The 25395-nt window shown below is 62.6% G+C and carries 25 protein-coding genes; 9 read left to right on the forward strand and 16 right to left on the reverse strand.

Features of this window, described 5'->3' with window-relative positions:
• Positions 1-216 precede the first annotated feature (216 nt).
• From MGEO_RS14005 to MGEO_RS14040, 8 genes are all read right to left on the reverse strand, one after another.
• Positions 217-1002, reverse strand: a complete 786-nt coding sequence (locus MGEO_RS14005) for a carnitinyl-CoA dehydratase (protein ID WP_106299206.1) — start codon at positions 1000-1002, stop codon at positions 217-219.
• Complete coding sequence (locus MGEO_RS14010) at positions 999-3002, reverse strand: acetate--CoA ligase family protein (protein ID WP_085638967.1); 2004 nt, start codon at positions 3000-3002, stop codon at positions 999-1001. The genes MGEO_RS14005 and MGEO_RS14010 overlap by 4 nt, the downstream gene beginning before the upstream one ends.
• Positions 3003-3098: 96 nt before the next feature.
• Positions 3099-4259: an acyl-CoA dehydrogenase family protein gene (locus MGEO_RS14015; protein WP_085638970.1), complete on the reverse strand. Its 1161-nt coding sequence runs from the start codon at positions 4257-4259 to the stop codon at positions 3099-3101.
• Positions 4256-5671 carry a carnitine 3-dehydrogenase gene (locus MGEO_RS14020; protein ID WP_085638973.1) on the reverse strand — a complete coding sequence of 472 codons (1416 nt, stop codon included), beginning with the start codon at positions 5669-5671 and terminating at the stop codon, positions 4256-4258. The genes MGEO_RS14015 and MGEO_RS14020 overlap by 4 nt, the downstream gene beginning before the upstream one ends.
• Complete coding sequence (locus MGEO_RS14025) at positions 5668-6429, reverse strand: SDR family oxidoreductase (protein WP_198948114.1); 762 nt, start codon at positions 6427-6429, stop codon at positions 5668-5670. Before MGEO_RS14025 ends, MGEO_RS14020 begins: the two co-directional genes overlap by 4 nt.
• On the reverse strand, positions 6426-7049 hold the full coding sequence (locus MGEO_RS14030; RefSeq protein ID WP_085638976.1) for an SGNH/GDSL hydrolase family protein: 624 nt from the start codon (positions 7047-7049) through the stop codon (positions 6426-6428). The genes MGEO_RS14025 and MGEO_RS14030 overlap by 4 nt, the downstream gene beginning before the upstream one ends.
• A 10-nt stretch (positions 7050-7059) precedes the next feature.
• Positions 7060-7425, reverse strand: coding sequence for a hypothetical protein (locus tag MGEO_RS14035; RefSeq protein ID WP_085638979.1), 366 nt, complete (start codon positions 7423-7425; stop codon positions 7060-7062).
• Positions 7422-8333: a BKACE family enzyme gene (locus MGEO_RS14040; protein WP_085638982.1), complete on the reverse strand. Its 912-nt coding sequence runs from the start codon at positions 8331-8333 to the stop codon at positions 7422-7424. Before MGEO_RS14040 ends, MGEO_RS14035 begins: the two co-directional genes overlap by 4 nt.
• On the opposite strand from MGEO_RS14040, the gene MGEO_RS14045 reads away from it, so the two are divergent.
• Together MGEO_RS14045 and MGEO_RS21850 are read left to right on the forward strand one after the other, a co-directional pair.
• Positions 8302-9360 (forward strand): GlxA family transcriptional regulator, encoded by a 1059-nt coding sequence (locus MGEO_RS14045; RefSeq protein ID WP_233139931.1) that lies wholly within the window; start codon positions 8302-8304, stop codon positions 9358-9360. The two genes, MGEO_RS14040 and MGEO_RS14045, sit on opposite strands and share 32 nt — an antisense overlap.
• Before the next feature lie 58 nt (positions 9361-9418).
• The gene (locus MGEO_RS21850) at positions 9419-9541 is read left to right on the forward strand and encodes a hypothetical protein (RefSeq protein ID WP_269845897.1); all 123 of its coding nucleotides are present in this window, start codon (positions 9419-9421) and stop codon (positions 9539-9541) included.
• A 74-nt stretch (positions 9542-9615) separates the two neighbouring features.
• On the opposite strand, the gene MGEO_RS14050 is transcribed toward MGEO_RS21850, so the two are convergent.
• Positions 9616-10332 carry an RlmE family RNA methyltransferase gene (locus tag MGEO_RS14050; RefSeq protein WP_085638985.1) on the reverse strand — a complete coding sequence of 239 codons (717 nt, stop codon included), beginning with the start codon at positions 10330-10332 and terminating at the stop codon, positions 9616-9618.
• A gap of 134 nt (positions 10333-10466) precedes the next feature.
• On the opposite strand from MGEO_RS14050, the gene MGEO_RS14055 reads away from it, so the two are divergent.
• Together MGEO_RS14055 and MGEO_RS14060 are read left to right on the forward strand one after the other, a co-directional pair.
• Positions 10467-11000, forward strand: a complete 534-nt coding sequence (locus MGEO_RS14055) for an REP-associated tyrosine transposase (protein WP_332908318.1) — start codon at positions 10467-10469, stop codon at positions 10998-11000.
• Between the two features lie 512 nt (positions 11001-11512).
• Complete coding sequence (locus tag MGEO_RS14060) at positions 11513-12274, forward strand: hypothetical protein (RefSeq protein WP_085638991.1); 762 nt, start codon at positions 11513-11515, stop codon at positions 12272-12274.
• 135 nt (positions 12275-12409) lie between these two features.
• On the opposite strand, the gene MGEO_RS14065 is transcribed toward MGEO_RS14060, so the two are convergent.
• A complete protein-coding gene (locus MGEO_RS14065; protein WP_332908319.1) occupies positions 12410-13249 on the reverse strand; it encodes an ABC transporter permease in 840 nt (279 codons plus the stop codon).
• On the opposite strand from MGEO_RS14065, the gene MGEO_RS14070 reads away from it, so the two are divergent.
• Both MGEO_RS14070 and MGEO_RS14075 read left to right on the forward strand, forming a co-directional pair.
• Entirely contained in the window at positions 13248-15359 is a 2112-nt protein-coding gene (locus MGEO_RS14070; protein WP_233139933.1) for a 4Fe-4S binding protein, read from the forward strand. The two genes, MGEO_RS14065 and MGEO_RS14070, sit on opposite strands and share 2 nt — an antisense overlap.
• On the forward strand, positions 15356-16228 hold the full coding sequence (locus MGEO_RS14075) for an FAD:protein FMN transferase (protein WP_085639000.1): 873 nt from the start codon (positions 15356-15358) through the stop codon (positions 16226-16228). Before MGEO_RS14070 ends, MGEO_RS14075 begins: the two co-directional genes overlap by 4 nt.
• A gap of 183 nt (positions 16229-16411) precedes the next feature.
• Here MGEO_RS14075 and MGEO_RS14080 read toward each other — a convergent pair whose 3' ends face one another.
• The 6 genes from MGEO_RS14080 to pedF all read right to left on the reverse strand — a co-directional run bounded on the left by MGEO_RS14080 (position 16412) and on the right by pedF (position 22394).
• Positions 16412-17200, reverse strand: a complete 789-nt coding sequence (locus tag MGEO_RS14080) for an FAD binding domain-containing protein (RefSeq protein ID WP_085639003.1) — start codon at positions 17198-17200, stop codon at positions 16412-16414.
• 14 nt (positions 17201-17214) lie between these two features.
• Entirely contained in the window at positions 17215-19590 is a 2376-nt protein-coding gene (locus MGEO_RS14085) for a xanthine dehydrogenase family protein molybdopterin-binding subunit (protein WP_085639005.1), read from the reverse strand.
• A 55-nt stretch (positions 19591-19645) separates the two neighbouring features.
• Entirely contained in the window at positions 19646-20131 is a 486-nt protein-coding gene (locus tag MGEO_RS14090) for a (2Fe-2S)-binding protein (protein WP_085639008.1), read from the reverse strand.
• 54 nt (positions 20132-20185) lie between these two features.
• Positions 20186-20707 carry a CoxG family protein gene (locus MGEO_RS14095; protein ID WP_085639011.1) on the reverse strand — a complete coding sequence of 174 codons (522 nt, stop codon included), beginning with the start codon at positions 20705-20707 and terminating at the stop codon, positions 20186-20188.
• Between the two features lie 84 nt (positions 20708-20791).
• A complete protein-coding gene (locus tag MGEO_RS14100) occupies positions 20792-21691 on the reverse strand; it encodes a substrate-binding periplasmic protein (protein ID WP_085639014.1) in 900 nt (299 codons plus the stop codon).
• Between the two features lie 4 nt (positions 21692-21695).
• Positions 21696-22394: a cytochrome c-550 PedF gene (gene pedF / locus MGEO_RS14105; RefSeq protein ID WP_085639017.1), complete on the reverse strand. Its 699-nt coding sequence runs from the start codon at positions 22392-22394 to the stop codon at positions 21696-21698.
• A 175-nt stretch (positions 22395-22569) separates the two neighbouring features.
• Between pedF and MGEO_RS14110 the strand changes: the two genes are divergently transcribed.
• From MGEO_RS14110 to MGEO_RS14120, 3 genes are all read left to right on the forward strand, one after another.
• The gene (locus MGEO_RS14110) at positions 22570-23748 is read left to right on the forward strand and encodes an ABC transporter substrate-binding protein (protein ID WP_085639020.1); all 1179 of its coding nucleotides are present in this window, start codon (positions 22570-22572) and stop codon (positions 23746-23748) included.
• Positions 23749-23831: 83 nt separating this feature from the next.
• The gene (locus MGEO_RS14115; protein WP_085639023.1) at positions 23832-24797 is read left to right on the forward strand and encodes a YVTN family beta-propeller repeat protein; all 966 of its coding nucleotides are present in this window, start codon (positions 23832-23834) and stop codon (positions 24795-24797) included.
• A gap of 41 nt (positions 24798-24838) precedes the next feature.
• Entirely contained in the window at positions 24839-25285 is a 447-nt protein-coding gene (locus tag MGEO_RS14120) for a hypothetical protein (RefSeq protein WP_085639025.1), read from the forward strand.
• Positions 25286-25395 lie beyond the last annotated feature (110 nt).

Here is a 25395-nt window from a genome sequence, read left to right on the forward strand (position 1 = left end):
GAGTCGGGGCCGCTGGTCCGCAAGCGGAAAATTCGGGAAATCGGCAAAAAACTTCAATTTTCGACTAAGTAATTGTTTTAATTGTTTTTATTTCCACTTAACTCTTGAAAGCCCAATCAAAAACCAACCTGTTCTCGGACTTCAGGCGAAGAATCTGCGCTTATCCACAAGCTTACCCCCACCTGCCTCTGCGTCACCCTCCAGACTCAGGCCGAGTCAGCGTCCCTTCCACACAGGATCGCGTTTTTCAGCAAAGGCCCGCGCACCTTCCTGCTGATCTTCTGACGCGTAAAGAACATCAACCGTTGCCAGCTGTCGTTTGGTGATACGGTTCATCATATCCTGAAACCCGGTATCCTCGGCTTCGCGCACGATCTCCTTGATCGCCGCATAAACAAGGGGAGGCCCGGACGCGAGAAGTGCGGCCATGCTGCGCGCCTCGGTCATGAGGGTGTCCGCAGGATGGATATGGTTCACGAAGCCCCAGCGCGCGGCTTCCTCGACATCCAGCCACCGTCCGGTCAGCAACATCTCCATCGCGATGTGATAGGGGATCCGCTTGGGCAGTTTCACACTGGCCGCATCGGCAACGGTCCCCGAGCGGATTTCCGGCAAGGCAAAGCTTGCGTGATCAGCCGCCAGAATGATGTCCGCGCTCAGGGCGAGTTCCAACCCACCACCGCAGCAGATTCCATTGACCGCTGCGATGACCGGTTTGTTCAGGTCGCGCAGCTCCTGAAGCCCACCGAACCCGCCAACACCGTAATCGCCATCCACAGCGTCACCGTCGGCCGCCGCCTTGAGATCCCAGCCCGGGCAGAAGAACTTGTCGCCTCCTCCGGTTATGATCGCCACACGCAGTTCCGGGTCGTCACGAAACGATCTGAACACCTCGCCCATGGCGCGGCTTGTCTGAAGGTCGATGGCATTCGCTTTGGGCCGGTTGAGCACCACTTCGAGGACATGACCGTCCCGTGTCACGTTTAAGGGGCTGTCCATCATGTCTCCTCTCGTATCAGCGCATCCGCCACAACCGCGCGGTTCGGTGTCACGATCAGTGGGTTGATTTCAATTTCGGCCACCCGTCCCTCCTGCGCAATGACATAGTTCTGAAGGGACATCACGGACTGGATGACGCTGTCGCGATCCGCACCGGCAGACCCACGATACCCGCGGAGCAGCGGCGCAATCCGAAGCGCATCGAGCGCCTGACCGACTTCAGCCTCCGTTACCGGGAGAAGGAGGGACTGCGTGTCCTGCCAAAGCTCGGTCAGGACACCCCCTGCCCCCAGGGTCAGAACATAACCATGTGCCGGATCGGCAATCACACCGACCAGAAGCTCTGCCACGCTGCCGGTGATCATCTCTTCTATATAGAAGCGCTCTTCCGACATCTGTTGCGCAGCGCTGCGGAGGGCTGCCTCATCTGACAGTCCCAGCACAACGCCACCCGAGTCGGACTTGTGCGCCAGACCCCGTGCTTTCAGCACCACCGGATAATGCCCGTCCGCTGCACGGCAGGCCTCATCGACCCCGTCAGCCTCTGCTCCGAACGGAATGTCCAGCCCGGCCTTCCGAAGCAGCGCCTTTGCAGCAGCCTCATCGCGCATCACCGTTTCACCATGCGCGCCCGGCAAAACCAGACTGCGCTCCGGATCGGGCGCAGAGCGGGAGTTATAGAGCGCTGCCAGTGCATCCAGCCCGGCTTCCAGCCCGTGGATCGGGAGGAGACCGGCCGCCATCAGCTTCAAGGACATGTCTTCAGGCATACAGTCCGGCAGAGACGCCAACAGCGCAATTCGCCGTCCCGTCTGTGCCCGGGCATGACGCGCTGCCGCTTCGACACAGTCCCATGCAGTCGTCCTGCATCGATCCGGTCTGGGATAGTCTACGACGATCACCGTCAGTTCGGCTGGTCCGTCGGCCATGATCGCATAGACCTGCCCCATCCTGTCCGCGTCGTCCCAGATGAATGTATGGTAATCAAGTGGATTGGCGCGGGTCACGAGCGGGCCAAGCACCGCTTCCAGCCTGGAGTCCTGCTCAGGCGTCAGCGGAGCAAAACCCAGCCCTCGCGCGGTGCCGCCGTCGGCCATCAGGCTGGCTTCTCCTCCGGAACAGGACAGCGACGCAATTGGTCCCGGATGCACCGCTCCGAACAGATGTGCATGTTTGAGTGCCTCAAGCATCGCCTCGATGCTCGGCACCCGCACGATGCCCAAGCGGGCAAACAGCGCCTCTGCCCCTGCATCGGACCCGGCCAATGATGCGGTATGCGACAGCGCGGCCACCTGTGCGGCCTCGGACCGCCCTGATTTCAGTGCAATGATGGGCTTGCCCAGCCTGTGCGCAGCCTGCGCGAGCGCCTGAAGGGCCGTCACGTCCCCGACGCCTTCGATATGCAGACCCAGCGCCGTGATGCGCGGATCCTCGATCAGATGCGCGGCCATCTCGGCCAAACCTGTCTGAGCCTGATTGCCCGCCGTCCCCAGAAAGGCGATGGGCAAACCACGCCGCTGCATCGAGAGATTCAGCGCAATGTTGGAGCTTTGCGTCAGGATCGCAACACCGCGGTCTACGGGGACAAGGCCGTGCACATCCGGCCAGAGCGCCACGCGGTCGAGCGCATTGACGAAGCCATAGCAATTCGGCCCGACGATGGCCATCTCCCCGGCCGCATTCAGCAACGCGGCGTTCAGCGCAGCCCCATCGCCTGTTTCGGCAAATCCGCTGGCGAAGCAGACTGCACCTCCGGCACCTATGGCCGACAGGTCCCGCAAACAGTCAATGCTGGCCGCACGGTTCACACCGATGAAGCAGGCGTCTGGCGCTGCCGGGATATCGCCAATGGTGCGGATTGCGCCTTCTGCAGTGGGGTGCACATGCCAGACCGGTCCGTCAAAACCGATGCGGTCGAGCGAACCCATCACCGACCTGCACCACGCACCGCCGCCGATCACGGCGACCGATGCGGGCCGGAACAGACGATCAAGCCCGCGCATCACGATGCGTCGACGCCTCGTGGCGTTTCCGTCAACGGAAACGCCTGGGGTTCCACCCCAGACCCCGAGGTATTTTGAGCCCAAAGAAGCATGGCGTCATGCCCCCAAAGGCCGCAGCAGATCGCGGCTGATGATGTGGCGCTGGATCTCGGATGTTCCGTCCCAGATCCGTTCGACCCGTGCATCGCGCCAGAAGCGTTCGATCGGATAGTCATCCATGAGCCCCATCCCACCGTGGATCTGCAGCGTCGCATCCGTCACCCGTGCCAGCATCTCGCTTGCGTAGAGCTTGGCGCTTGCGATCTCCCTGTTCGCAGGCAAACCCTGATCGAGCCGCCACGCCGCCGACAGGGTCAACCAGTCCGCCGCATCGATCTCGGTGATCATGTCGGCGATCTGAAAGCTGACGCCCTGAAACTTGCCGATCTGCTGACCGAACTGCTTGCGCTCGGCGGCGTAGGACAGCGCATGGTCGAACACCCGTCGCGCCCGGCCCACGCTCATCGTCGCAACGGTGATCCGCGTGGCATAAAGCCAGGTGTTCATCACCTCGAACCCGCCATCGACCGCGCCCAGCACCTGCGCATCGCTCAACCGGCAATCGTCGAATTCGAGGATGCAGTTCTTGTAGCCCCGATGGCTGACAGACCTGTACCCTTCCCGTACGGTGAACCCCGGATGCCCACGGTCGACAAGGAAACAGGTGATCCGCTTCTTCGGTCCCTTCGGGGTCTCATCAACGCCTGTCGCCACGAAGACGATGAAGAAATCCGCGTGGTCGGCGCCCGAGATGAAATGCTTGGTCCCATTCACCACCCAATCGCCGCCATCGCGCCGCGCAGTGCAGGACATGCCGCGCACATCCGATCCGGCCTCGGGTTCGGTCATGGCGAGCGCGTCCATCCGTTCCCCCCGGACCGCCGGGAGCAGGTAGCGGTCTTTCTGATCTCCTTCGCAGGCCATCAGGATGTTCTGCGGTCGCCCGAAGAAATGCGTCAGCGCCATCGACCCGCGCCCCAACTCGCGCTCGACCAGTGCGAAGTCGAGATGGCTGAGACCCGCACCACCCACCTCTTCCGGGAAGTTGCAGGCGTAGAACCCAAGGTCGATCACCTTGCGCTTGATCTCCTGTGCCACGTCATGCGGCACTTCACCTGTCCGCTCGACTTCCGCTTCATGCGGATAGATCTCGCGCTCCACGAACTCGCGCACGGTGGAGACGATCATCTCCTGTTCGTCTGACAGCCCGAAATTCATGCGCCCGCCTCCGCGTGATGTGCGGCAAGTGCCTCGACCGCCTCAAGAACCTGCGGCAAAGGCGGACAGGAGCGGCGCGTTTCCAAAGACACGTGCAGCAGGAACTGGACGCATGTCGCCAGCACCGCATCGTCCGACGCCCGGCACATCTCGTGCCAAAGCCGCAGCTTCTTGCCCTCGCCCCGCGTCACCCGCGTGGTCACATAGATGTCCTCACCCGCATGGGTTTCGTTCAGATATTTAACAGTCGTTTCAGCCGTGAAATAGCTGTTGCCCGCCTCCACATAGGCGCGATCCGCGCCGACATGGGTCATCAATTCCTCGGAGGCATCGCTGAAAAGCTGTCCGTACCGCCCCTCATTCATATGTCCGTTCATGTCGGTCCAGTCGACGGGCACCACCCGGCGCACCGTGACCAGCGGCACGTCATCCCCAAGTGGCCCGCGCAGCATCGCGTCGTGATCGAGGATCAGCTTGCCCGCAGCCGCCCCCTGCTGCTTCAAACCGCGCAGGATGGCGACAAGGTTGTTGTCGCGCAGCCGTTCGAGATCGCGAATGCCCATATGCCCGGATTGCTTGTCCGACTGACCTGCAATCAGGTCCACCAGCTCATCCGTGAACTCCGGCACATCGGTCAGCTTGGTCCAGGGCCATTGCAGGCACGGCCCGAACTGCGCCATGAAGTGCCGCATCCCGGCCTCGCCGCCCGCCACGCGATAGGTCTCGAACAGGCCCATTTGCGCCCACCGCAGCCCGAACCCGTAGCGGATCGCATTGTCGATTTCCTCGGTTGTGGCGATGCCGTCTTTGACCAGCCAAAGCGCCTCGCGCCAGACCGCCTCAAGGAACCGGTCGGCGATATGGGCGTCGATCTCGGCCCGGACGTGCAAGGGGTACATGCCGATGGCGGTCAGGATCTCTTTCGCCCGCGCCACGGTTTCAGGGGAGGTCACCGCACTTGGCACGAGTTCGGCCAAGGGAAGCAGGTAGACCGGGTTGAACGGATGCGCGACGACGATCTGACCGGGACGCGCCGCGCCATCCTGCAATTCCGACGGCTTGAACCCGGATGTCGATGACGCGAGCACCGCGCCTTCAGGGCAGGCCCCCTGAATTTCCGCAATCACCCGATGCTTGATGTCGAGCCGCTCCGGCACGCTTTCCTGTATCCAGTCCGCACCCGTCACCGCCTCGACCACTGACCCGACCAGCGTGATCTGCCCGCGCTTGGGCATGGGCGCTTCATAGAGCATCGGCAGCACGCGGCCCGCATTACCCATGACCTCGCCGATCTTCCGTTCCGCTTCGGGATCGGGGTCGAAGACACGCACCTCCCATCCCATCAGTGCAAACCGCGCGGCCCAGCCGCCGCCAATCACGCCACCGCCGATGATGGCCGCTACCTTGGTCATGGTGTCAAAGTCTCCGTATGTCCGTCGATGGCCAGGATCTGGCCGGAAATCCGTTTCGCCTGCGGCGAGGCGAGCCACGCCACCGTGTCCGCCACATCCTCAGCCGTTACCCAGGACCGCAGCGACACGCCTTTCACGTAAAGCGCGCGCACCTCGTCATGGGTCTTGCCCGAGGCCGCGGCCTCCATCGCCACCACCCGGTCCATCCGGTCGCCTTCGACAGCACCGGGGCAGATCGCGTTCACCCGCACGCCCGCGGGTCCAAGCTCCATCGCCAGCGTCTTCGTCAGGCCGACAATGCCCCATTTCGCCGTGGCGTAAGGCGAGCGCAGCGGATAGCCAAACTGACCGGCGGTCGAAGAGGTCAGGACGATCAACCCCTGCCCGGCCGCCCGCATCCGCCGCGCGGCCCAGCGACAAGTGAGGAAGGTGCCCGACAGGTTGACCTCTACACAGCGGTTCCAGTCCGCGAGGCTCAGGTCTTCGATCCGCCCCGCAGGCCCACCGACCCCGGCATTGGCGCAGACGACATCGACGTGATCCCATGCCGCGTCGATCCGGTCGAAGAACGCCTGCATCTCCGCCTCGTCCGTCACGTCTGCCATGCAGGCGATTGCGCCAGGATATGCCTCGGCAAACCCCGCCACTGCGTGCGGGTCAGCATCGCAGATCGCAACCCGGTCGCCCTCGGCCGTGAACCGTTCGGCCATCGCGCGCCCGAGACCGGACGCGCCGCCGGTGATCACGACATGCCTCACAGCCGCGCCACCACGGCTTGAGCCATCGCGGCCCCCATCGCATGATGCGCCGCCACGTCCCAATGGACTCCATCGACGGGCGACACGCTGACCACCGATCCGGCGTCAAAAAAGCCAACGCCCTGCCGGTCCGCCGCCGCCGCGATGAACCCGCTCAGACCCTGCTGCCGTGCCTCAGCCCCCGCGAAAACATCCTTCAACACGCCCGCTTCCAGAACGGGGACCGGCGACACCAGAAGAATGTCCTTCACCACCCCTTCGGCCCGCGTGGCAAGGATCAGACGTTCCAGCGACCGCGAGACCTCGAACGCTGTCACCGAAAACCGGTTCTTCAGGTCATTGGTCCCGAGCATCAGGACCATCAGGTCAATCGGTGCATGGCTTTGCAGGATCGCGGGCAGCACGGTCAAACCATTGCGCATACCGCCTTCCACCATATCGTCATGCACGGTTGTCCGGCCCGGCAGCCCTTCCGAGATTACCTGATGGCCCGGCCCAAGAGCCTTGGCCATCACATCCGGCCAGCGATCCCCCGTCGCGTGCCGCGCAAACGCGCCCAGCTTCTCAAGCGGGGTCGTGCCGTGGGTGTTGCTGTCGCCGTAACATAAGATAACCGACATAATACTCTCCCTAGGGGCAACGCTGCAGGGGGACGATCTCGACACCATCCCAGATCGACAGCCGTTTGTTATCCGGAGACAACAGGATCAATTGCTCCATCTCATAGCTGCTGCCTTCGCCTGTGCAGGACATATTGAGCACCCAAGCGCGGTCAGGTCCGACAGGCTCTGCGAAAATGATGTCACAGGAATTCTCGTAACCGAGCATTTCCGTATCGGCGAGGTAGATCGGAGCCGGTGTAACCGACCCGACGCGCGCGGCGTTTTCGCACCATGTCAGGTCAAAAGCCCAATACCCCGCCCATGGCGGGATTTCGGCCATGACCGGCCCAACCGCAGCACACAGCGCGATCACCAATGTGCCTATCGCCTTCATCTCGGCGCGCGCTTGGTCAGGCCCAACATGTCGCGCACGGCCTGTGGTCCCATCACCTTGGCCCCCATGCCTTCAACGATACCCACGGCCCGTTCAACCAGTTGGGCATTGGTGGCAAGCACGCCCTTGTCGAGCCACAGGTTGTCCTCCAGACCAACCCGCACATGACCGCCGGCAAGAACCGCCGCCGCCGCATAAGCCATCTGGTTCCGCCCCAATGAGAACGCGCTGAAGGTCCAATTGTCCGGTACGTTGTTCACCATCGCCATGAAGGTGTTGAGATCGTTCGGCGCCCCCCACGGAACCCCCATGCAAAGCTGCACGAGCGCGGGGTCTTCAAGGATGCCTTCCTTGACCAGTTCCTTGGCGAACCACAGGTGCCCGGTGTCGAACGCTTCGATCTCGGCCTTCACCCCGAGATCGGTCATCATCTTCCCCATCGCCCGCAACATGCCCGGCGTATTCGTCATCACGTAATCGGCTTCGGCAAAATTCATCGTACCGCAGTCGAGCGTGCAGATCTCCGGCAGACACTCCGCCACATGCGCCACCCGCTCTTCGGCCCCGACCATGTCGGTCCCGTTCGGATTCACCGGCAGCGGGCTTTCGGTTGAGCCAAAGGTGATGTCGCCACCCATGCCCGCCGTCAGGTTCAACACCACATCAACCTCGGCATCCCGAATGCGGTCCGTCACCTCGCGGTAGTATTCCAGCTTGCGAGACGGGGCTCCGGTTTCCGGGTCGCGGACATGACAATGCACAATCGCCGCCCCCGCCTTGGCCGCCGCGATGGCGCTTTCGGCGATCTCTTTCGGAGAGCGCGGCACATGCGGGCTGCGGTCTTGCGTGCCGCCCGATCCGGTTACGGCGCAGGTGATGAAGACCTCTTGGGTCATGGACAGCGGCATGGTGATCCTCCCTCGCGTTTCATCAGAGTTTGGCACTGGATTTTCGCTCAACCATGCGGATACGGTCAGCTTCATGCAAAACCCGCCAGATTCCTCTGCGGCGCGGTTGAAAATCGGGTTTCTGTTGATCGACCGGTTTTCCAACCTGTGCCTGTCCAACGCGCTCGAACCGTTACGCGCGGCCAACAGCTTTGCCGAAACACCGGTTTATTCATGGTCCTTCTACAGCCTTGACGGCGCACCGGTGCGCTCAAGCTCTGGAATGGCGGTTTTACCAAATGGTAAAATCAGTGACATGTCTCGCGCGGATCGCCTTTATGTCATTGCAAGTTATGGACATCTTGCCAACGACACCCCCGCCACCCGTCGCGCATTGCAACAGGCGGCACGGCGCTGTGGCGCGATGTTCGGGCTGGATGCGGGGGCGTGGCTGATGGCGTCGGCGGGACTGCTGGCGGGGCGACGGGCAACGGTGCACTGGGATCTGCTCGACGCGTTTTCCGAGCGGTTTCTCGATGTTGACGTGGAACAGGCGCTTTGGTTCGAGGATGGCGATGTGCTCACCTGTGCGGGGGCCAGTGCGACGCTTGCCCTGAGCCGCCACCTGATCGCGCGGGATGTCAGTCCGGCGATTGCGCTGGATGTGGACGCGCTGTTCACGCCGCCGGTGCGGAGCAACGCCCTGCCCTCGGTGCGCGACCCGCTTTTGACGCGCGCAACACGCATCATGCGGGAAAATATCGAAACGCCTCTGGGCATTGACGATCTGTCCTCCCGCCTGAACACCAGCCCGCGCACTCTCACCCGACGCTGTCAGGCCGTGTTGGGGATGACGCCGGGCCAGCTGTACCGGCATATCCGGCTGAGCGCGGCGCGGTCACTGGTGGAGGGATCGACGACGAGCATTGCCGAGATCGCGGTGCGGTGCGGCTATGAAGACCCAACCGCGCTCACCCGGGCGTTCCGGAAACGGTTTGGTGCCGCCCCACGGGCCTTTCGTGGCGAAACAGCCCCAAATCGGGCCTGAAAAGACCACATTCACAAGGCATTAACGCTTTCCGTGTCAGACCGCCTGGGGAGGCTTTATGCGACATTATCCTGACCTGCACAAAGCAGGTCATGCCGATCTGCGTCGGGAAAAACTGTTTGAACTGCACCGTCAGGAACGGTTGCAGACAGGTTCCGGGCGCGCCTATGGACAGCCTTAGGTTCAGCGGCCCGACGTGGCGCTGCAACTGCGTGAGCGCGCGAACCGGTCGCTTCGTACCATCGCGCCGGACGATCAGCCGCGGAAGCCGGTGGCGACGACGAATTTTTCCGAACTGTCAGAGCGCGAGGCCGGCGGCTTCACGTTCATGACCTTGGTAAAGCGCTGCTTCAGTAGTTTCTGAAGCTCTCCCTCTGCCCCGCCTGCCAGAACCTTGGCAACGAACGTCCCGCCTTCCTCGAGCACGTCGAAGGCGAAATACGCGGCGGTTTCGCAGAGGTGAATGATGCGCAGGTGGTCGGTCTGCTTGTGGCCGGAACTGGCCGCGGCCATGTCGGACATGACCACGTCAGCCTTGCCCCCCAGCCATTCCTTGACCTTCTCGTCCGCGTCGTCTTCGAGGAAATCAAGCTGGTGGATCTCGGCCCCCGCAATCGGTTCGACCTCCTGCAGGTCGATGCCCAGCACGGTGCCGATCTTCTTGCCCTGTTTCTCGCCCAAAGCGTTCACCCGTTTGACGGCGACCTGACACCAGCCGCCGGGGGCGCAGCCCAGATCGACGACGCGCGCGCCGGGAACGAGGAAGCGGTACTTTTCGTCCAGCTCGAGAATCTTGTAGGCGGCGCGGCCCCGGTAGCCCTCGGCCTGCGCGCGCTTGACGTACGGATCGTTCAACTGCCGCTGCAGCCAGCGCGTCGAGCTGAGCTTGCGACCCCGCGCGGATTTCACCTTGACCTTGAGGTCCCGCTGTCCGCGCCCGGAGGTGTTCTTGCCGTCTGGGGTCTTGGCCATGTCTGCGCCCTTCGTGATGGTTTGGAGGGCGGTGTAGCATGGGTTTGGGGGAAGGTCATGGGGGATGGTGAAGAGGTGGCGCTCACGTGACGGATTGGTTGGTGCGTGCAAGCACACACCCTTCGGGCTGTAGGGTGCGTGATTTCACGCACCGTTTTCATGCCTTATTAACCTTGCGCACCGATGGTTCGAGCATGTCCAATTACCGTCGTCCCGAACTATCCGGCGTTCCGATCTTTTTTACCGTTGCTCTGGGAGATCGACGCAGCGATCTGCTTGTTCGCGAAATCGACCTCCTGCGCCACGCTGTTCGCGTCACGAAAACCGAAAGACCTTTCGGGATAGATGCATGGGTCGTCCTGCCCGATCACATGCATTGTATATGGCGGTTACCCGACGACGATACCGACTATCCAACGCGGTGGCGGCTGATCAAGTCGCGGTTTTCACGCGAGGTTCCGCTGGGACAGGTGCGCGGAAGCCATGTCAAACGGCAGGAGCGCGGGGTGTGGCAACGCCGATATTGGGAGCATCACATTCGGGATGAGGCGGATTTTGCTGCGCACCTGGAGTATTGTTGGTTCAATCCGGTTAAACATGGTCTGGTCAATAGGCCGGAGGATTGGGTGTTTTCGAGTTTTCGGCGGGATTGCTTGGTTGCGAACTGAGTGGTGCGTGCGAGCACGCACCCTACGGCGTAGCTCGGATGTAGGCTGCGCGATTTCACGCACCGCAATGTCACGCCCGCCGCCACGCACTCGACCGCCGCTCCCATTGCTGGACCAAACCGTACTCGATGCTCAGCATCACGAAGGAACGGGCCAGCGTCCGTCCGGGGTGGGCGCTTTGACGGTGGAGCGAGGCGCTTCGGTTGGCTTAAGATGACGGTTCATCGGCGCGATGTCGGTGCAGAAGCGCCCGCCCGGGGGGCGGACGGGCGCTGGCCCGTTCCGGGCTGGGGGTGACCTCTTGGGTTGGGCATTCCACTTTCGAACTCTGTTCAAGATTTTGGATGTGCACGATTTGTGATGCAAAATCATACACTAAGGAGGCCGCACGCGTTTCCCCAGACCGACCTTGAAACCCGCCCCACTCCCCAACTTGATTTGCATCAACGTCCCGCCGCACCAAGCGCATAGGCTCAAGCGTGGAGGAGTGAACGCAATAAGGGGGGAAGCCAATGCTTGCGAAATCCTTGATACGGTTTGTTCTGGTATGTGCCTCTGTCATGGTAATGACGATCCCGGCACGGGCGGAGACGCCGGTCGGGTCGAATATCGACAGCCGGGTTCTGATGGGTCTCAAGGCGAACTCTGAGGGGGTTCAGGCGCTGATGCCCAAGGGGTGGACGTCGGTCCCGTTTCCGGGTGGTCCGATGAAGGGGTCCAACCTTCTTTTCGCGCTGATCGACGGTATTCTCGAGCTTGACCCCGAGGGTGCGCCGCTTGATCCGGCAAGCCGCCGCGCAGTGGTGCTGGTCGGGCTGGGCAAGAAGGAGGACGCCGTGCGCATGTATGTCCTGCGCATCCTGTCCAGCGCCCCGGAGCGCAATCCTTACGGCGTTGCGACAGCGGCTGACATCGAGCGGACGCAGACGCTAAGCGGTCCGGCCAACGGTGGACGCTCCGTATCGGACGCGTGGCGCATCACATCCCCCGACGGCGGGATGATCGAGGTCGATCTGAGCTACACGTCCGGCAAGCGCAGCTGGAGCCCGGGAGAGCTGTTTCCCTATTCCGCAGCCAATCCGGACTTCTCGCGCATCTACCGGTACAATCAGATGGTCGATCTGGTCGTCAGCACGGCTTTGGGCAAACCGGCGAGCGGAGACATCCGGCTGTCGAATTCGATCCCTGAACTGATGCCGGTGCTGGACGGAACCGAAGAAATCATCGCGGTCATGGACGTTCCCGTCTATGTGCGGGAGGTCTCTTTGCCCTGATTGCGGTGTCGTTGAAACGTGCCGTAGAGAGCTCTGCCGAATGGTGGAGCTCTTTTTGCTTGAGTGACGGCTAAGGTGTTTGTTGGGGGCGTATGATGCGCTGACTGAAGACGTGCGCGAACACGGCCCTAAGGTTCACGCCCGCCGCCACGCGCTTGATCGCCTCTCCCATTGCTGGACCAGACCGTACTCGATGCTCAGCATCACGCCGGTGAAGGCCAGCGCGTAGGCCATGACGGTCGCGGTGTCGAAGAGCTGAAAATACAGATGGATCTGGAAGCCGACGCCGTTCGAGCGGCCCAGAAACTCGACCACCAGCACGATCTTCCAGATCACGGCCAGCCCGTTGCGGGTGCTGGTGGCGACGAACGGCCCCAGTTGCGGCCAGATGATGTGGCGCAGGCGGGTCATGGGCGTCAGGCGGTAGACCTGCGCCATGTCGGCAATGCCGCGGTCGAGCGTGCGGACGCCTTCCCGGATCGTGACGGTGACCATGGCGGTCTTGTTGAGGGCGACGGCGATGATGGCGGCGGTCTCGTTCAGGCCGATCCAGAGGTAGCAGAGCACGATGATCACCAGCGCGGGCAGGTTCAGAAAGACGGTGACCCACGGGTCGAGCCACATGTTGAGCCGCTCGGACCGGCCCATCAGGATGCCGAGCGTGATGCCGACGGCCATGGCGAGCGCGAAGGCCAGAGCCACGCGGCGCAGGGTGTTGGCCATGTGGTACCAGAGGGCGCCTGATGCGCTTTCATCCGCGATCTCGTGCCAGACGGCGAGCGGGGTGGGCAGGATGTCGGCGTCGTTCATCGCCCCCGCGCCCAGCATCCAGGCGGCGATCAGCAGGGCGAGCGAGATCAGGGTGACATGGGGTGGTGCGCGCATGGGAGAAGCATAGGGGATCGCGGGGGTTCGTGGCTCTTGGACGAAGGTCCAATAGGGCGGCGCGGGCGGCGCTTTTATGGTCGCGGTCATGGGAGGCCTTCGTTTCATCCTCGCCGCTGTTTTGTGGTGTGTGAGCGCGGTGTGCGCGGTCGGAGAGGTCTTGTCCGAAGACGAGATAGGCGCGCGGATTTTCGCACCAATGAGCCTAGGCGCGCTGATCTCCGAAAACGGGGTGTACGAGCTTCTCAATTCGGGTGGCGCACATGCGGGCTACGTGTTCCAGACCGAGCCGATGGCCGCCCTGCCCGGCTTTTCCGGCGCGCCGATCAATGTGCTGGTGGTGCTGGATCTGGACGGGCGGTTTCTGGATGTGCAGCTTCTGGATCATAACGAGCCGATCTTTGTGTCGGGTCTGGGGGAAGCGCCGTTTCACGCGTTCTTCGAGCAGTATCGCGGTCATTCGATCAGCGATTCCCTGGTGGTGGGCACGCCCTATGGTGGGGCGACGGGTGGCGGCGGGTTGATCTATCTGGACGGTGTGACAAAGGCGACGGCCTCGGTGCGGATCGCGCACGAGAGCGTGCTTGCGGCGGCGCTGCAGGTGGCGCGCGAGAAGATGCAGGGGATCGCCTCGGGGCCGCCTGCGTTCCCCGACCCCGAGTATGTCGAGGTGCTGAGCTGGGACGATCTGGTGACGCAGGGGCTGATCACGCGGCGGGTGGCCACCAATGCCGAGGTGCAGGCGCTGTTTGCTGGCACGGTCTGGGAGGATGACGATGCCGAGGCGCTGGACGAGCCAGACGCGCCCTATCTCGACCTCTGGATCGCCGATGTGGGGCCAAAGTCGATCGCCCGAGTGCTGCTGGATGAGGGCACGTTGGAGGAGCTTGACCACTTCATGTCAATCTCGACCTTCGACGAGCCGATCCTCGTGGTGGAAACCGCGCGGCACGGGTTGGTCAGCGAGGATTTCGTGCGCAACACCGCCCCCGACTGGATCGGCGCAGAGCAGGACGGGTTCCCGGTGGCGTTGCGGGATGCGGATCTGTTTGTCGAGCTGAGCGACGCGGTGCCGGACGCGCTGCATGACGGTGTGGCGATGATCCTGCGCACCGACCGGCGGTTGGGGTTTGACCCGACACGCGAGTGGACGATGAGCGTCGATGCGGTGCGCGAACATGGGATGTTTCAGCCAGAGATCGGGTCGGTGCAACTGACCGCGACCCATGTGACGGATGACAGGTTCTACGCCCGTCCGGCGGTGGTGGAGAAGCTGCCTCCATGGAAAGAGGCGATCCTGAACCGGGAGACCGACCTGATCGTTCTGAGCGTGATGCTCGCCGGTCTCCTGGCGGTTCTTCTGGGCGCGCAGAGCTGGCTGGCGGGTCTGGCAGCGTTTACCCCGGTGCGGCTGGGCATCCTCGCTGGCGTGCTTGGGTTCATCGGCTGGTGGGGACAGGGGCAGCTCTCCATCGTGACACCGCTTGCGGCGCTGCAGACCGCAATGGCCGGCGGGTCGTTTGCGTTCCTGCTTTACGATCCCTTCTCGCTGCTGATCTGGGGCGCCGCGATCCTCGGGTTTGTGCTGTGGGGACGTGGTCTGTTCTGCGGCTGGCTCTGCCCGTTTGGCGCGATGCAGGAATTTGCACATCACCTCGGACGACTGCTGCGCCTGCCGAAAATCGAACCCAGCGCCAGATGGGATGCACGGCTCAAATCGGTGAAATACGTTGCGCTGGCGGGACTGGTCGCGGTGACGGTGTTTGCGCCGTCCCACATGGACAAGGCGGCCGAGATAGAGCCGTTCAAGACCGCGATCACCACCTTCTTTGTCCGCGAATGGTACTATGTCGCGTATGCCGCGCTGTGGCTGGTGCTGGGCATGGTCGTCTTCAAAGGCTTCTGCCGCTACCTCTGCCCTCTGGGCGCTCTTATGGCCATCGGGGGTGTGCTGCGCCTGCGCCGATGGATCCCGCGGCGAGAGGAATGCGGCTCCCCATGTCAGCTCTGCCGCGTGAAATGCAACTATGAGGCCATCGCACCAAGCGGCAAGATCCAGTATTCCGAATGTTTCCAATGCCTTGATTGCGTCACCATCCATGATGACGCAGAGCAGTGCGTGCCGCTGATCCTCAAAGGGCGTGCCGGACGCCGCGCGCCGCGCAATCTGGGCCATCCCAACACGGTGCCTGCCGAATGAAACGACGCCGCTTCCTGACCCTTGCCGCCGCCTTTGCCTGTGCCCCTGCCCTTGCCCGGGCCGACACGTGGTCGGGTCAGGCGCTCGGGGCGGAGGTGTCGGTGACGCTGCACGGGCCGCGCGAGATGACCCAAAAGGCGCTTGCGGATGTGCCGCGCCTGCTGGTGAATTTCGAAGAGGCGTTCAGCCTGTTCCGCCCGACCTCGCATCTGAGCCGCCTGAACATCATGGGCCGCCTGCGCGACCCCAATGTGCTCATGCGGACGCTGATGGCGCGGGCAGACGAAGCGCATCACCTGAGCGGCGGGCTGTTCGATCCGACGATCCAGCCCCTGTGGGAAGCCTACGCCAAAGGCCGCGACCCCGAACCGGCCCGCAAAGCCCTTGGCTGGCACCGGGTACGCTATTCGGACCGGATGATCGAAGTTCAGAGCGGTCAGGCGCTGACTTTCAACGGCATCGCGCAGGGCTTTGCGACGGACGTGATGCGCCTTCTTCTGCGCAAGCACGGCGCAGAAACCGCGCTTGTGAATATCGGCGAACAGGCCGCGATGGGCGGCCCGTTCACGCTGGGCCTGGATGACCCGACCCATGGACATCTCGGAACACGCGAGTTGCGAGATATGGCCATCGCCACATCAAGCCCGGCAGCCCTGACATTGGGTGACCGCTCCCACATCCTCGGCCCGCGTGGGGAAATCCCGCTCTGGTCCACTGTCAGCATCGAGGCACCCTCGGCGACGATGGCCGATGCGCTTTCAACCGCTGCGGTGTTCATGGATCGCGACAGGCTGCGACACCTTAAAGTCGCGGCGGGCCTGCACCGCATCACTTTGGTCGATGCGGACGGCAACATCCAAACCCTCTGATCTTCTCTGTTTCAAAAACACCTCGGGGGCGTCGTCCATTGGGCTTGATCCAATGGCGCCTCAACGGACGACCCCCGATTTTGCGCTGACGCAAAATGACGATGCGTTACCGCATCGTCCCCGCCAAAGAAAAAGCCCCGGTTCGGAAACCGGGGCTTTCTGATTTCAGTGATCGCACTCGGATCAGCCAGCTGCAGCAACAGCCCGTTTGGTCATCACGGCGATCAGATGCGCACGGTACGCGCCCGAGCCGTGCAGGTCCGAGATCATGCCGTCGCCCGAAGGCGCCGCAGGAACCGCATCCGCCGAGAAGTTCGACGAAAGCGCCGCTTCAGCCTCGGTCCAACGGAAGACGCCGTCCTCGGATGCCCCGGTCACCGCCACACGCACACCGTCCGCGTATTTGGCGACGAACACGCCAACCAGCGCAAAGCGCGAGGCGGGCTGTTCGAACTTCATATAGGCGGCCTTTTCCGGCACCGGGAAGCGCACCTCGGTGATGATTTCGCCTTCGTTCAGGGCTGTTGCGAACATCCCCTGGAAGTAATCATCAGCCGCGATGGAGCGGGTGTTGGTGACGATGGTCGCGCCCGACGCCAGAGCCGCTGCTGGGTAGCAGGCGGAGGGGTCGTTGTTGGCGAGGCTGCCACCGATGGTGCCGCGGTTGCGGACCGCCGGGTCACCGATATTGCCCGCAAGCGCGGCAAGCGCCGGATAGGACGACGCGGCTTCTTTCGCAACGGTGGCGTGGGTCGTGCCGCCACCGATGCAGAGCGCGCCGTCATCGCCGGTGCAGACGCCCTTAATCTCGGCAATTGCGCCAAGGCTGACCAGCACGGACGGAGCCGAGAGGCGCTGCTTGAGCGTCGGGATCAGGGTCTGACCACCGCCCAGAGGCAGGGCTTCGTCTGTGCTCAGTGCTGCCACCGCATCCGCGATGGAGGTGGGCCGTTGAATGTCAAAGCTATACATGTGCTCAGCCCTCCTTACTGGCCGTTGATCGCTGCCCAGACGCGCGAGGGCGACACGGGCATATCGATGTGGTTGACATGGGTGTGGCCGCCAGAGTGCAGCGCGTCAATGACCGCGTTCACCACTGTGGGCGGGGACCCGATCGCCCCGGCCTCGCCGCAGCCCTTCACCCCGAGCGGGTTGTGGGTGCACGGTGTCTGGCAGGAGTGGTCGACGACGTAGCTGGCCATATGCGGAATGTCATCCGCGCGCGGCATTGCATAATCCATGTAGGATGCGCTCAGCAGCTGGCCGTTTTCGTCATAGGCGCAGTTTTCCAGAAGCGCCTGACCGATGCCCTGGGCGATACCGCCATGGACCTGGCCTTCGACGATCATCGGGTTCACGACATTGCCGAAGTCATCCGCCGAAACGAACTTCTCGATGGTGACCTTGCCGGTGTCCGGGTCCACCTCGACCTCGCAGGCATAGGCGCCTGCCGGGTAGGTGAAGTTGGCCGGATCGTAGAACGCGGTTTCCTCAAGGCCCGGCTCGATGTCTTCGAGCGGGTAGTTGTGCGGCACGTAGGCTGCCAGCGTGACGTCACCCCAGGCGACCGACTTGTCGGTACCTGCGACGGTGAACTGACCGTCCTTGAGTTCGATATCGCTGTCGGAGGCTTCGAGAAGGTGGCCAGCGATCTTCTTGGCTTTGTTGATAATCTTCTCGGTGGCCCGAACCATGGCCGATCCGCAGACCGCCAGCGAACGCGAGCCGTAGGTGCCCATCCCAAACGGGATCTTGGAGGTGTCGCCATGGACGATATCGACCATGCTTTCGTCGATGCCGAGCATTTCCGCCACGACCTGCGGGAACACGGTTTCGTGCCCCTGCCCGTGGCTGTGTGCGCCGACCATCACCGAGATGGAGCCGGTCGCGTTCACGCGGACGGTGGCGGCGTCATAGAGACCGGCGCGGGCGCCGAGCTGGCCGACGAGGTTCGACGGGGCGATACCGCAGGCTTCGATGAAGCAGTTGATGCCAAGGCCACGCAGCTTGCCGTTCTTCTCGGACTCGGCGCGGCGTGCGGCGAAGCCCGGGATGTCCATCAGCTCTTCCATCTTGTCCATGGTCGCGTGGTAATCGCCGGTGTCGTAGGCAACGGCCACGGGGGTCTCATAGGGGAAGGAAGTGATGAAGTTCTGGCGGCGGAGCTGCATTGGATCGACACCCAGTTCGCGGGCGGCTTTGTCGATCACACGCTCGAGCTGGAACGTCGCTTCGGGGCGTCCTGCGCCACGATAGGCATCAACCGGTACGGTGTTGGTGAAGACCGCTTTGACGTTCACCTGAACCGCCGGGGTCTTGTAGTTGCCCGCCATCAGCGTGCCGTGGAGCCATGTCGGCACCGAGGACGAGAAGGTGGACAGATACGCGCCCATGTTCGCCAGCGTATCGGTGCGGACGCCGATGAAGTTGTTGTCCTTGTCGAGCGCCAGTTCGATCTTGGTCACGTGGTCGCGGCCATGCGCGTCGGACATGAACGCCTCGGAGCGGGTCGAAGTCCACTTGACCGGGCGGTTGCACGCCTTGGCGGCAAAGGTGCAGAATGCCTCTTCAGCGTAGTGGAAGATCTTGGTGCCGAAACCGCCGCCCACATCCGGTGCCACAACGCGCAGCTTGTGCTCGGGGATGCCGAGAACGAAGGCGCCCATCAGCAGACGGATTACGTGCGGGTTCTGGGAAGTGGTGTAGAGCGTATGCTCGTCATTGGCGCGGGAGTAGTCCCCCACCGCGACGCGCGGCTCCATCGGGTTGGCAACGAGGCGGTTGTTCACCAGTTCCAGCGTCGTCACATGCGCTGCATTCTTGAACGCCGCATCTGTGGTTTCGGTGTCAGTGCCGAACTGCCAGTCGTAGCAGAGGTTATCCGCCAGATCGTCATGCACCTTTGTAGACCCGGCTTCGAGCGCCTTGGCCATGTCGACAACGGCCGGAAGCTCGTCAATGTCGAGCACGATCGCCTCGGCCGCGGTGCGCGCCTGTTCGAGGCTGTCGGCCACAACGGCAGCGATGGGATCGCCAACGTGGCGCACCTTGCCCTGAGCCAGAACCGGGTGGGCCGGTTCCTTCATCGGTTCACCGTGTTTGTCGGTCACCTGCCAGCCGCAGGGCAGACCGCCAACACCTTCAAAATCCTTGCCGGTGAAGATGCGGACAACACCCGGCATACCTTCGGCGGCGCTGGTATCTATGTTGTTGATCTTGCCATGCGCCAGGTCAGAGCGCAGGAAATGCACATAGGCTTGGCCATGTACGTTGATGTCGTCGGTATAGTTTCCGGCGCCTGTCAGAAAGCGGACGTCTTCGCGCCGTTTCTGGCTTGCACCGATGCCATGATCCTTCGGCATAGTGATGTTCCTCCCTAGGAGCGGCGTGTGCGGGCACACACCCTACAATTGTGGATTATTCCGCCGCGACTGCGGGCACGTCCTGACCGGATGCCGCCATGATGGCGCGCACGATGTTGTGGTAGCCGGTGCAACGGCAGATGTTGCCTTCGAGGTAATCCCGGACTTCCGCCTCAGTGGGCTTGGGATTGTCCTTGAGAAGCGCAGCCGCCGACATCACCATGCCCGGTGTGCAGAAACCGCACTGAAGGCCGTGGTAGTCCTGGAACGCCTGCTGGATCACGCTGAGCGAGCCGTCCGCATTCGCCATGCCTTCAATCGTCTTGACCTCGGCGCCGTCTGCTTCGGCCGCGAACATGGTGCAGGATTTCACGGCCTCGCCGTTCACATGCACAACGCACGCGCCACACTGCGACGTGTCACAACCCACATGGGTTCCTGTCAGGCGCAGATCCTCGCGCAGGAATTCGGTCAAGAGCGTGTTGCCCTTCACCTCTCCGGAAACGGTCTTGCCGTTTACCGTCATCGTTACCTTTGTCATCTAACTCCTCCCATGGGTATTCGAATTCAACTGTGTTTCAGAAGCGGCGTCCGATCAAGAAACGAGTTTCTTGAACCAGCCCTTTTTCTTTTCCCCGCCTTCGACGGCGGTGTCAGCGTCGCCATCCGCGTCCTGCGGGCCTTCAACGGCGTTCTGGAAATTGGTGAAAAACTGATCCGCCATCTTTTTGGCGAACCCATCGATGATGCGGCTGCCCAACTGGGCCAGCTTGCCGCCGACCTTCGCCTCGACATCGTAATGCAGCTCGGTTCCGCCCTCGACGGCTGTGAGCTTCACATCGGCGCCGCCTTTGGCAAAACCCGCCGCACCGCCCTTGCCTTCGCCTGACAGGGTCAGAGACTGGCCCGGCACCATGTCCGAGAGCGTGACCGTGCCTTTGAACGTCGCCTTCACCGGGCCGACCTTTTGCACAACGGTCGCTTCGAAGCCGTCGTCGGCAGAGCCGCTCATCTCGGTGCAACCCGGCACGCATTGTTTCAGGACTTCAGGATCGAGGATCGCCGCCCAGACCTCTTCGGGGCTGGCTGCAATCGTGCGGGAATCGGTCATATGCATCGGTGTGATCCTTCTTTGGTGGTCAGCCTAGGGGCTCAATCCCCGGTGGCATATAAGACCAATGGCTTAACATGTTGGCGAAAACTATCTTTCCGGCGGCTGATGGGTCAGCCCGTAGCTTTCGAAAATTGCAGCGATCCGCCCATCGGAAAGGGCGGCGAAAATCGCATCGTCGACCATGTAACTCAGGCCACGATAGGCGAAATGACTGCCCGTGCCGAGTGTCCATTTCGATTTGGCAAACCCCGGCAATGGCGGCTGGTGGATGGCAACCCCCTCACCTGCCCCAAATTCGAGCTGCGCCAGCGGCCCCATCGCCGCCATGACCTCACCCGCGTTCAGCGCCGCCATCGCAGCCTGCATGGTCGGATAGCGGCGCACACCCTGAGCAAGTTGCCCGCCGGCAAAGCTGGTCAGGTAAAAATCGGCGATCGAGTCGTTTTCGACCGCCACCGTATCGAACCGGAAATAGGCCGGGACCGGACCACCGTCTGGATACTCGGCCTCGGAATAGGCAATGGCCACGCTTTCGGTCATGTACTGACCGGTGAACACCACCTGTTCCACCCGGCAGTTGAAGGCGCTGTCATATGGCACACGGAGCATGACGTTCGACACCGCGCCACCTATCACCGGGCCCTGCCAGATGTTGTTGCGCAGATCGGCATCGAGGTTTTCGCCCGCCGCGACGAATTTGAAGCGCGGCTCGACGCCGATATCCTCGGCCACGATGCGCGCGATGTCGATATCGACGCCACGCGGTTGTCCGGCCTCCTCCCAACTGTAGGGCGGATAGTCCTCATAGACCGCGAACGTCATGAAGCCGCGTTCGATGATCTGGTCGATATCCTGCCCGACAATGTCACGGCTGGCGTTCTGTGGCTTGGCCTGCGGGACGTAATCGGCGCAGGGATCGCTGGCCCAGACAGGTCCTGTCGAGGCCAGCATCGTCGCAAGCAGAGTTGCGCGGAACGCGGTCATCATAGGCTCAGTGTGCTGCAGACAACCCGATGGTCAGCGCTTCGGCCGCGCGGGCATAAGCGTCGGCAGTCCCGTCAATCAGGTTTGCCGCACGCGAGGCCGCGCTGTCGGCAACGGGCGCACCCGAGAGCGTTTCGATGCCCATCGCAATCTCTGTCAGACGCGACTTCAAGGCGTCGGCATCTGCGGCACTGGCGTCGGACGCGTAGCCCACGATCTCGTCACGGAGCGCCTTGAGTTCGTCCGAAACCTCTTCCATCGAAGCATCATCGGGACGCGTTTCGATATAGGTGCGGATCGCCCAGGCTGCGTCCTGGCCAAGCAATTCGCCGAAGGCGGGCATCTTGGTGATGCCATTCTGGGTGTAGCCTTCGCGGAAGCGCTCAACATACCACTCATCCCCATATTCCTCGGCCTCGAGGAAACGCAGGTCGGGGGCAAGACCACCCGAGATCACCTCGAGACCGTGACAGCGTGCGCAGTTCTGGTTATAGCCCGAGGCGCCGATGCTGACCGCCAGCGCCCAGACCTCTTCCCCGGCCGCTTCTGCACGATAGGGGTTTTCGGTCAGCCAATCGTCGCCATTGGCCGGCAGTCCGGTTGTATCGACCGCCTGCGGGGCAACGTCGCCATGTGCGTGGGCCAGGCTTGCGGCTGCGGTCAGTGTGATGGCGGCAAGCGCGGATTTCAGAGCGGTCGCAGTCATGGGGTCCTCCTCGGGCACGATCCTGTGTCTTGCCGGATTTCTATCGGCGCGCCCTTCTCCCGGGTATTGGACTTTCGTGGCGCGCAGGGCCGATTCCGCTGCCTCGGACACGGGACAATGGTCGTATTTTCCGGCCTCGACCCCCGGAATACCGTCCGTTTGGGAGGACCGTTTCATGATCACTTCGCGCCGTGCGTGTGGCGTTCTCTGTGCCATGGCCATCAGCCTCGCGTCTGCCGCGCGGGCGGAGGTTGCGGTTCATATCCACTATCTGAAACAGCTCGTTCCGGCGCCGCCCACCCTGTCCAATCTGGACCCGATCCCTGAGGATCTGGGCCTGCGCGGGGCCGAGCTTGGGCTGGAGGACAATATCACCACCGGACGGTTCCTCGGGCAGACCTACAGCCTCTCGGTAACCGAAATCGCCCCGGACGGAGATTTCGCTGCAGCCCTGCGCGCGGCGCTGGCCGAGACCGACCTTGTGGTGCTCGACGCCCCGGCGGATGAGGTGACCCTTGCCGCCGATCTGCCGGAGGCGGCAGACGCCCTTCTCTTCAACGCGGGTGCCGCGGATGTGGCGCTGCGGGACAGTGCGTGCCGGACAAATGTGCTGCACACCCTCCCGTCTTACGCGATGAAAGCGGATGCCTTGATGCAGTTTTTCGTCACCCGCCGCTGGGACGAGATCGCGATGATTGCGGGTGACCGCGCTGAAGATGTGGCCTGGGCCGACACGTTGGAGGCCTCTGCGCGCAAGTTCGGTCTGCGGTTCGGCGCGCGCAAGACATGGGCGTTTGACGCCGACATGCGGCGCAACGCGGCGCAGGAAGTTCCCCTCTTCACACAGGAACTGGGGGACTACGACGTGCTGCTGGTGGCTGACGCGGCCGACGATTTCGCGCGCTACATCTCCTATAACACCTGGCGCCCGCGTCCCGTGGCCGGGTCCGAAGGGTTGCGCCCGGTGGCCTGGCACCGCGTGGTCGAACAATGGGGCGCTGCACAGCTGCAATCGCGCTTCGAAGAACTGGCCGGTCGCCCCATGCTCGACCGGGACTACGCCGTCTGGGCGGCGATGCGTTCGATTGGCGAGGCCGTCACCCGCACCGGCGCCGCAGATGCGGCCACGTTGCGCAACTACATGCTTTCGGACGCGTTTGAACTGGCGGGCTTCAAGGGCCGCCCCATGACCTTTCGCACCTGGAACGGACAGCTGCGCCAACCGATCCCTTTGGTGCATGAACGCGCGCTGGTGGCTCAGGCTCCGCTCGAAGGCTTTCTGCACCAGCGCAGCGAACTGGACACGCTGGGGCTCGACCAACCGGAAAGCGGCTGCACCGCCTTTGCGAACTGACATCTCTCTTCATCTTGCCCGGTAAACTCCGGGGGTTCGGGGGCTGGCCCCCGATCCGACCTCAACCAAAAGGACCGACACCGATGAAACTGCCGATCCTCACCACCTGCGCCACACTTCTGTGCTCGGCCGCGCTCGCCGATGAAATCTGGGTGACGAACGAAAAGGACGACACGGTCAGCGTGATCGACATCGAAACCATGGAGGTGGTCCGCACGATCGAAACCGGCGAACGCCCGCGTGGGATCACCTTCTCCAAGGATTACTCGGTTGTTTATATCTGCGCCTCGGACAGCGATGCGGTGCAGGTGATGGATCCGGTGACCGGCGAGATCCTCTATGACCTGCCGTCGGGTGAAGACCCGGAACAATTTGTGCTGCACCCGGACAACCGACACTTATACATCGCCAACGAAGACGACGCGATCACAACCGTGGTCGATACCGAGACCCGCACCGTCGTGGCACAGATCGATGTGGGGATCGAACCCGAAGGGATGGCAGTCAGCCCAGACGGCAAGATCGCCATCACCACGTCCGAAACCACAAACATGGCGCACTGGATCGACACCGAGACCCAGACGCTCTTTGCCAATACGCTTGTGGATTCCCGCCCCCGTCATGCGGAATTCGTCAAGAACGGGACCGAGCTTTGGGTCAGCGCCGAGATCGGTGGTACGATTTCCGTGTTCGACGTGGCGACGCAGACCGAGAAAGCCAAGATCGACTTCGAGATCGACAATATCCACCCCGACCGGGTGCAGCCTGTGGGGTTTGAGTTCACCAAGGATGACACCCATGCCTTCGTGGCGCTGGGGCCGTCCAACCATGTCGCGGTGGTCAATGCCGAAACCTACGAGGTCGAGGAGTATATCCTCGTCGGCCGCCGGGTCTGGCATCTGGAGTTCAACCGGGATCGCAGCCAGCTGTTTACCACCAACGGTGTCTCCGGCGATGTGACTGTGGTCGACGTGGAAAGCCGCAAGGCTCTGAAAAGCATCAAGGTGGGTCGGTTCCCCTGGGGGGCTGCATTCCGACCGACTGAGTAAGCTTGGGGCGCAATTTTAATTTTTCCGTGCAGGAGACTGATATGAAATCGATTTTGGCCACAATCGGCATTGCCGCCCTGATCCCTGCTCTGGCCCTTGCGGACGGCGCACCGCGCGACCAGTGGGGCCGCGCGGGTATTCTGTCCTCGGCCAACAAGGCAGACCTGCCGCCGGTGACTCTGAGTTCGGGGATGCCGTTGTCCGAGGCGCCCTGGGTGTTGACCTCGGGCACCTATTACGAGTTCGAGATCGAAGGGGACGGGTCGGCCGAGCTGGCGCTGGAAGGCTCCGAGTTCTTTCGGGCAATCTGGATAGACGAGATTGTGGTCAATGATCTGGAGATCCGGCCGCTTGGTCTCAACTCCATCGAATTCGATGATGCCGGCACGATGGAGATCGGGTTCGTGGCGATCAAGCCAGGTCAGTACTTCCTGCGCATCCCCGGATCGACCGGCGAAACCCAGCGGCTGGACATCACCATCGAATGACGCGAGGCTTGGTCTGCAGCGCGTCCGATGCGTCGACGCATCGTGATTTTGCGTCGACGCAAAATCGGGGGCGCTCCCCCGAAGTATTTGAGAACCAGAGAAGACGGAAC

The sequence above is a fragment of the Marivita geojedonensis genome (assembly GCF_002115805.1).
Lineage (GTDB): Bacteria > Pseudomonadota > Alphaproteobacteria > Rhodobacterales > Rhodobacteraceae > Marivita > Marivita geojedonensis.

What these genes read in the sequence shown, in the direction of transcription:
- MGEO_RS14005 (WP_106299206.1), bottom strand. Translation starts at nt 1,002, where the DNA reads ATGATGGACAGCCCCTTAAACGTGACACGGGACGGTCATGTCCTCGAA.
- MGEO_RS14010 (WP_085638967.1), bottom strand. Translation starts at nt 3,002, where the DNA reads ATGCGCGGGCTTGATCGTCTGTTCCGGCCCGCATCGGTCGCCGTGATC.
- MGEO_RS14015 (WP_085638970.1), bottom strand. Translation starts at nt 4,259, where the DNA reads ATGAATTTCGGGCTGTCAGACGAACAGGAGATGATCGTCTCCACCGTG.
- MGEO_RS14020 (WP_085638973.1), bottom strand. Translation starts at nt 5,671, where the DNA reads ATGACCAAGGTAGCGGCCATCATCGGCGGTGGCGTGATTGGCGGCGGC.
- MGEO_RS14030 (WP_085638976.1), bottom strand. Translation starts at nt 7,049, where the DNA reads ATGTCGGTTATCTTATGTTACGGCGACAGCAACACCCACGGCACGACC.
- MGEO_RS14035 (WP_085638979.1), bottom strand. Translation starts at nt 7,425, where the DNA reads ATGAAGGCGATAGGCACATTGGTGATCGCGCTGTGTGCTGCGGTTGGG.
- MGEO_RS14045 (WP_233139931.1), top strand. Translation starts at nt 8,302, where the DNA reads ATGAAGACCTCTTGGGTCATGGACAGCGGCATGGTGATCCTCCCTCGC.
- MGEO_RS14040 (WP_085638982.1), bottom strand. Translation starts at nt 8,333, where the DNA reads ATGCCGCTGTCCATGACCCAAGAGGTCTTCATCACCTGCGCCGTAACC.
- MGEO_RS21850 (WP_269845897.1), top strand. Translation starts at nt 9,419, where the DNA reads ATGCGACATTATCCTGACCTGCACAAAGCAGGTCATGCCGATCTGCGT.
- MGEO_RS14050 (WP_085638985.1), bottom strand. Translation starts at nt 10,332, where the DNA reads ATGGCCAAGACCCCAGACGGCAAGAACACCTCCGGGCGCGGACAGCGG.
- MGEO_RS14060 (WP_085638991.1), top strand. Translation starts at nt 11,513, where the DNA reads ATGCTTGCGAAATCCTTGATACGGTTTGTTCTGGTATGTGCCTCTGTC.
- MGEO_RS14070 (WP_233139933.1), top strand. Translation starts at nt 13,248, where the DNA reads ATGGGAGGCCTTCGTTTCATCCTCGCCGCTGTTTTGTGGTGTGTGAGC.
- MGEO_RS14065 (WP_332908319.1), bottom strand. Translation starts at nt 13,249, where the DNA reads ATGACCGCGACCATAAAAGCGCCGCCCGCGCCGCCCTATTGGACCTTC.
- MGEO_RS14075 (WP_085639000.1), top strand. Translation starts at nt 15,356, where the DNA reads ATGAAACGACGCCGCTTCCTGACCCTTGCCGCCGCCTTTGCCTGTGCC.
- MGEO_RS14080 (WP_085639003.1), bottom strand. Translation starts at nt 17,200, where the DNA reads ATGTATAGCTTTGACATTCAACGGCCCACCTCCATCGCGGATGCGGTG.
- MGEO_RS14085 (WP_085639005.1), bottom strand. Translation starts at nt 19,590, where the DNA reads ATGCCGAAGGATCATGGCATCGGTGCAAGCCAGAAACGGCGCGAAGAC.
- MGEO_RS14090 (WP_085639008.1), bottom strand. Translation starts at nt 20,131, where the DNA reads ATGACAAAGGTAACGATGACGGTAAACGGCAAGACCGTTTCCGGAGAG.
- MGEO_RS14095 (WP_085639011.1), bottom strand. Translation starts at nt 20,707, where the DNA reads ATGCATATGACCGATTCCCGCACGATTGCAGCCAGCCCCGAAGAGGTC.
- MGEO_RS14100 (WP_085639014.1), bottom strand. Translation starts at nt 21,691, where the DNA reads ATGATGACCGCGTTCCGCGCAACTCTGCTTGCGACGATGCTGGCCTCG.
- pedF (WP_085639017.1), bottom strand. Translation starts at nt 22,394, where the DNA reads ATGACTGCGACCGCTCTGAAATCCGCGCTTGCCGCCATCACACTGACC.
- MGEO_RS14110 (WP_085639020.1), top strand. Translation starts at nt 22,570, where the DNA reads ATGATCACTTCGCGCCGTGCGTGTGGCGTTCTCTGTGCCATGGCCATC.
- MGEO_RS14115 (WP_085639023.1), top strand. Translation starts at nt 23,832, where the DNA reads ATGAAACTGCCGATCCTCACCACCTGCGCCACACTTCTGTGCTCGGCC.
- MGEO_RS14120 (WP_085639025.1), top strand. Translation starts at nt 24,839, where the DNA reads ATGAAATCGATTTTGGCCACAATCGGCATTGCCGCCCTGATCCCTGCT.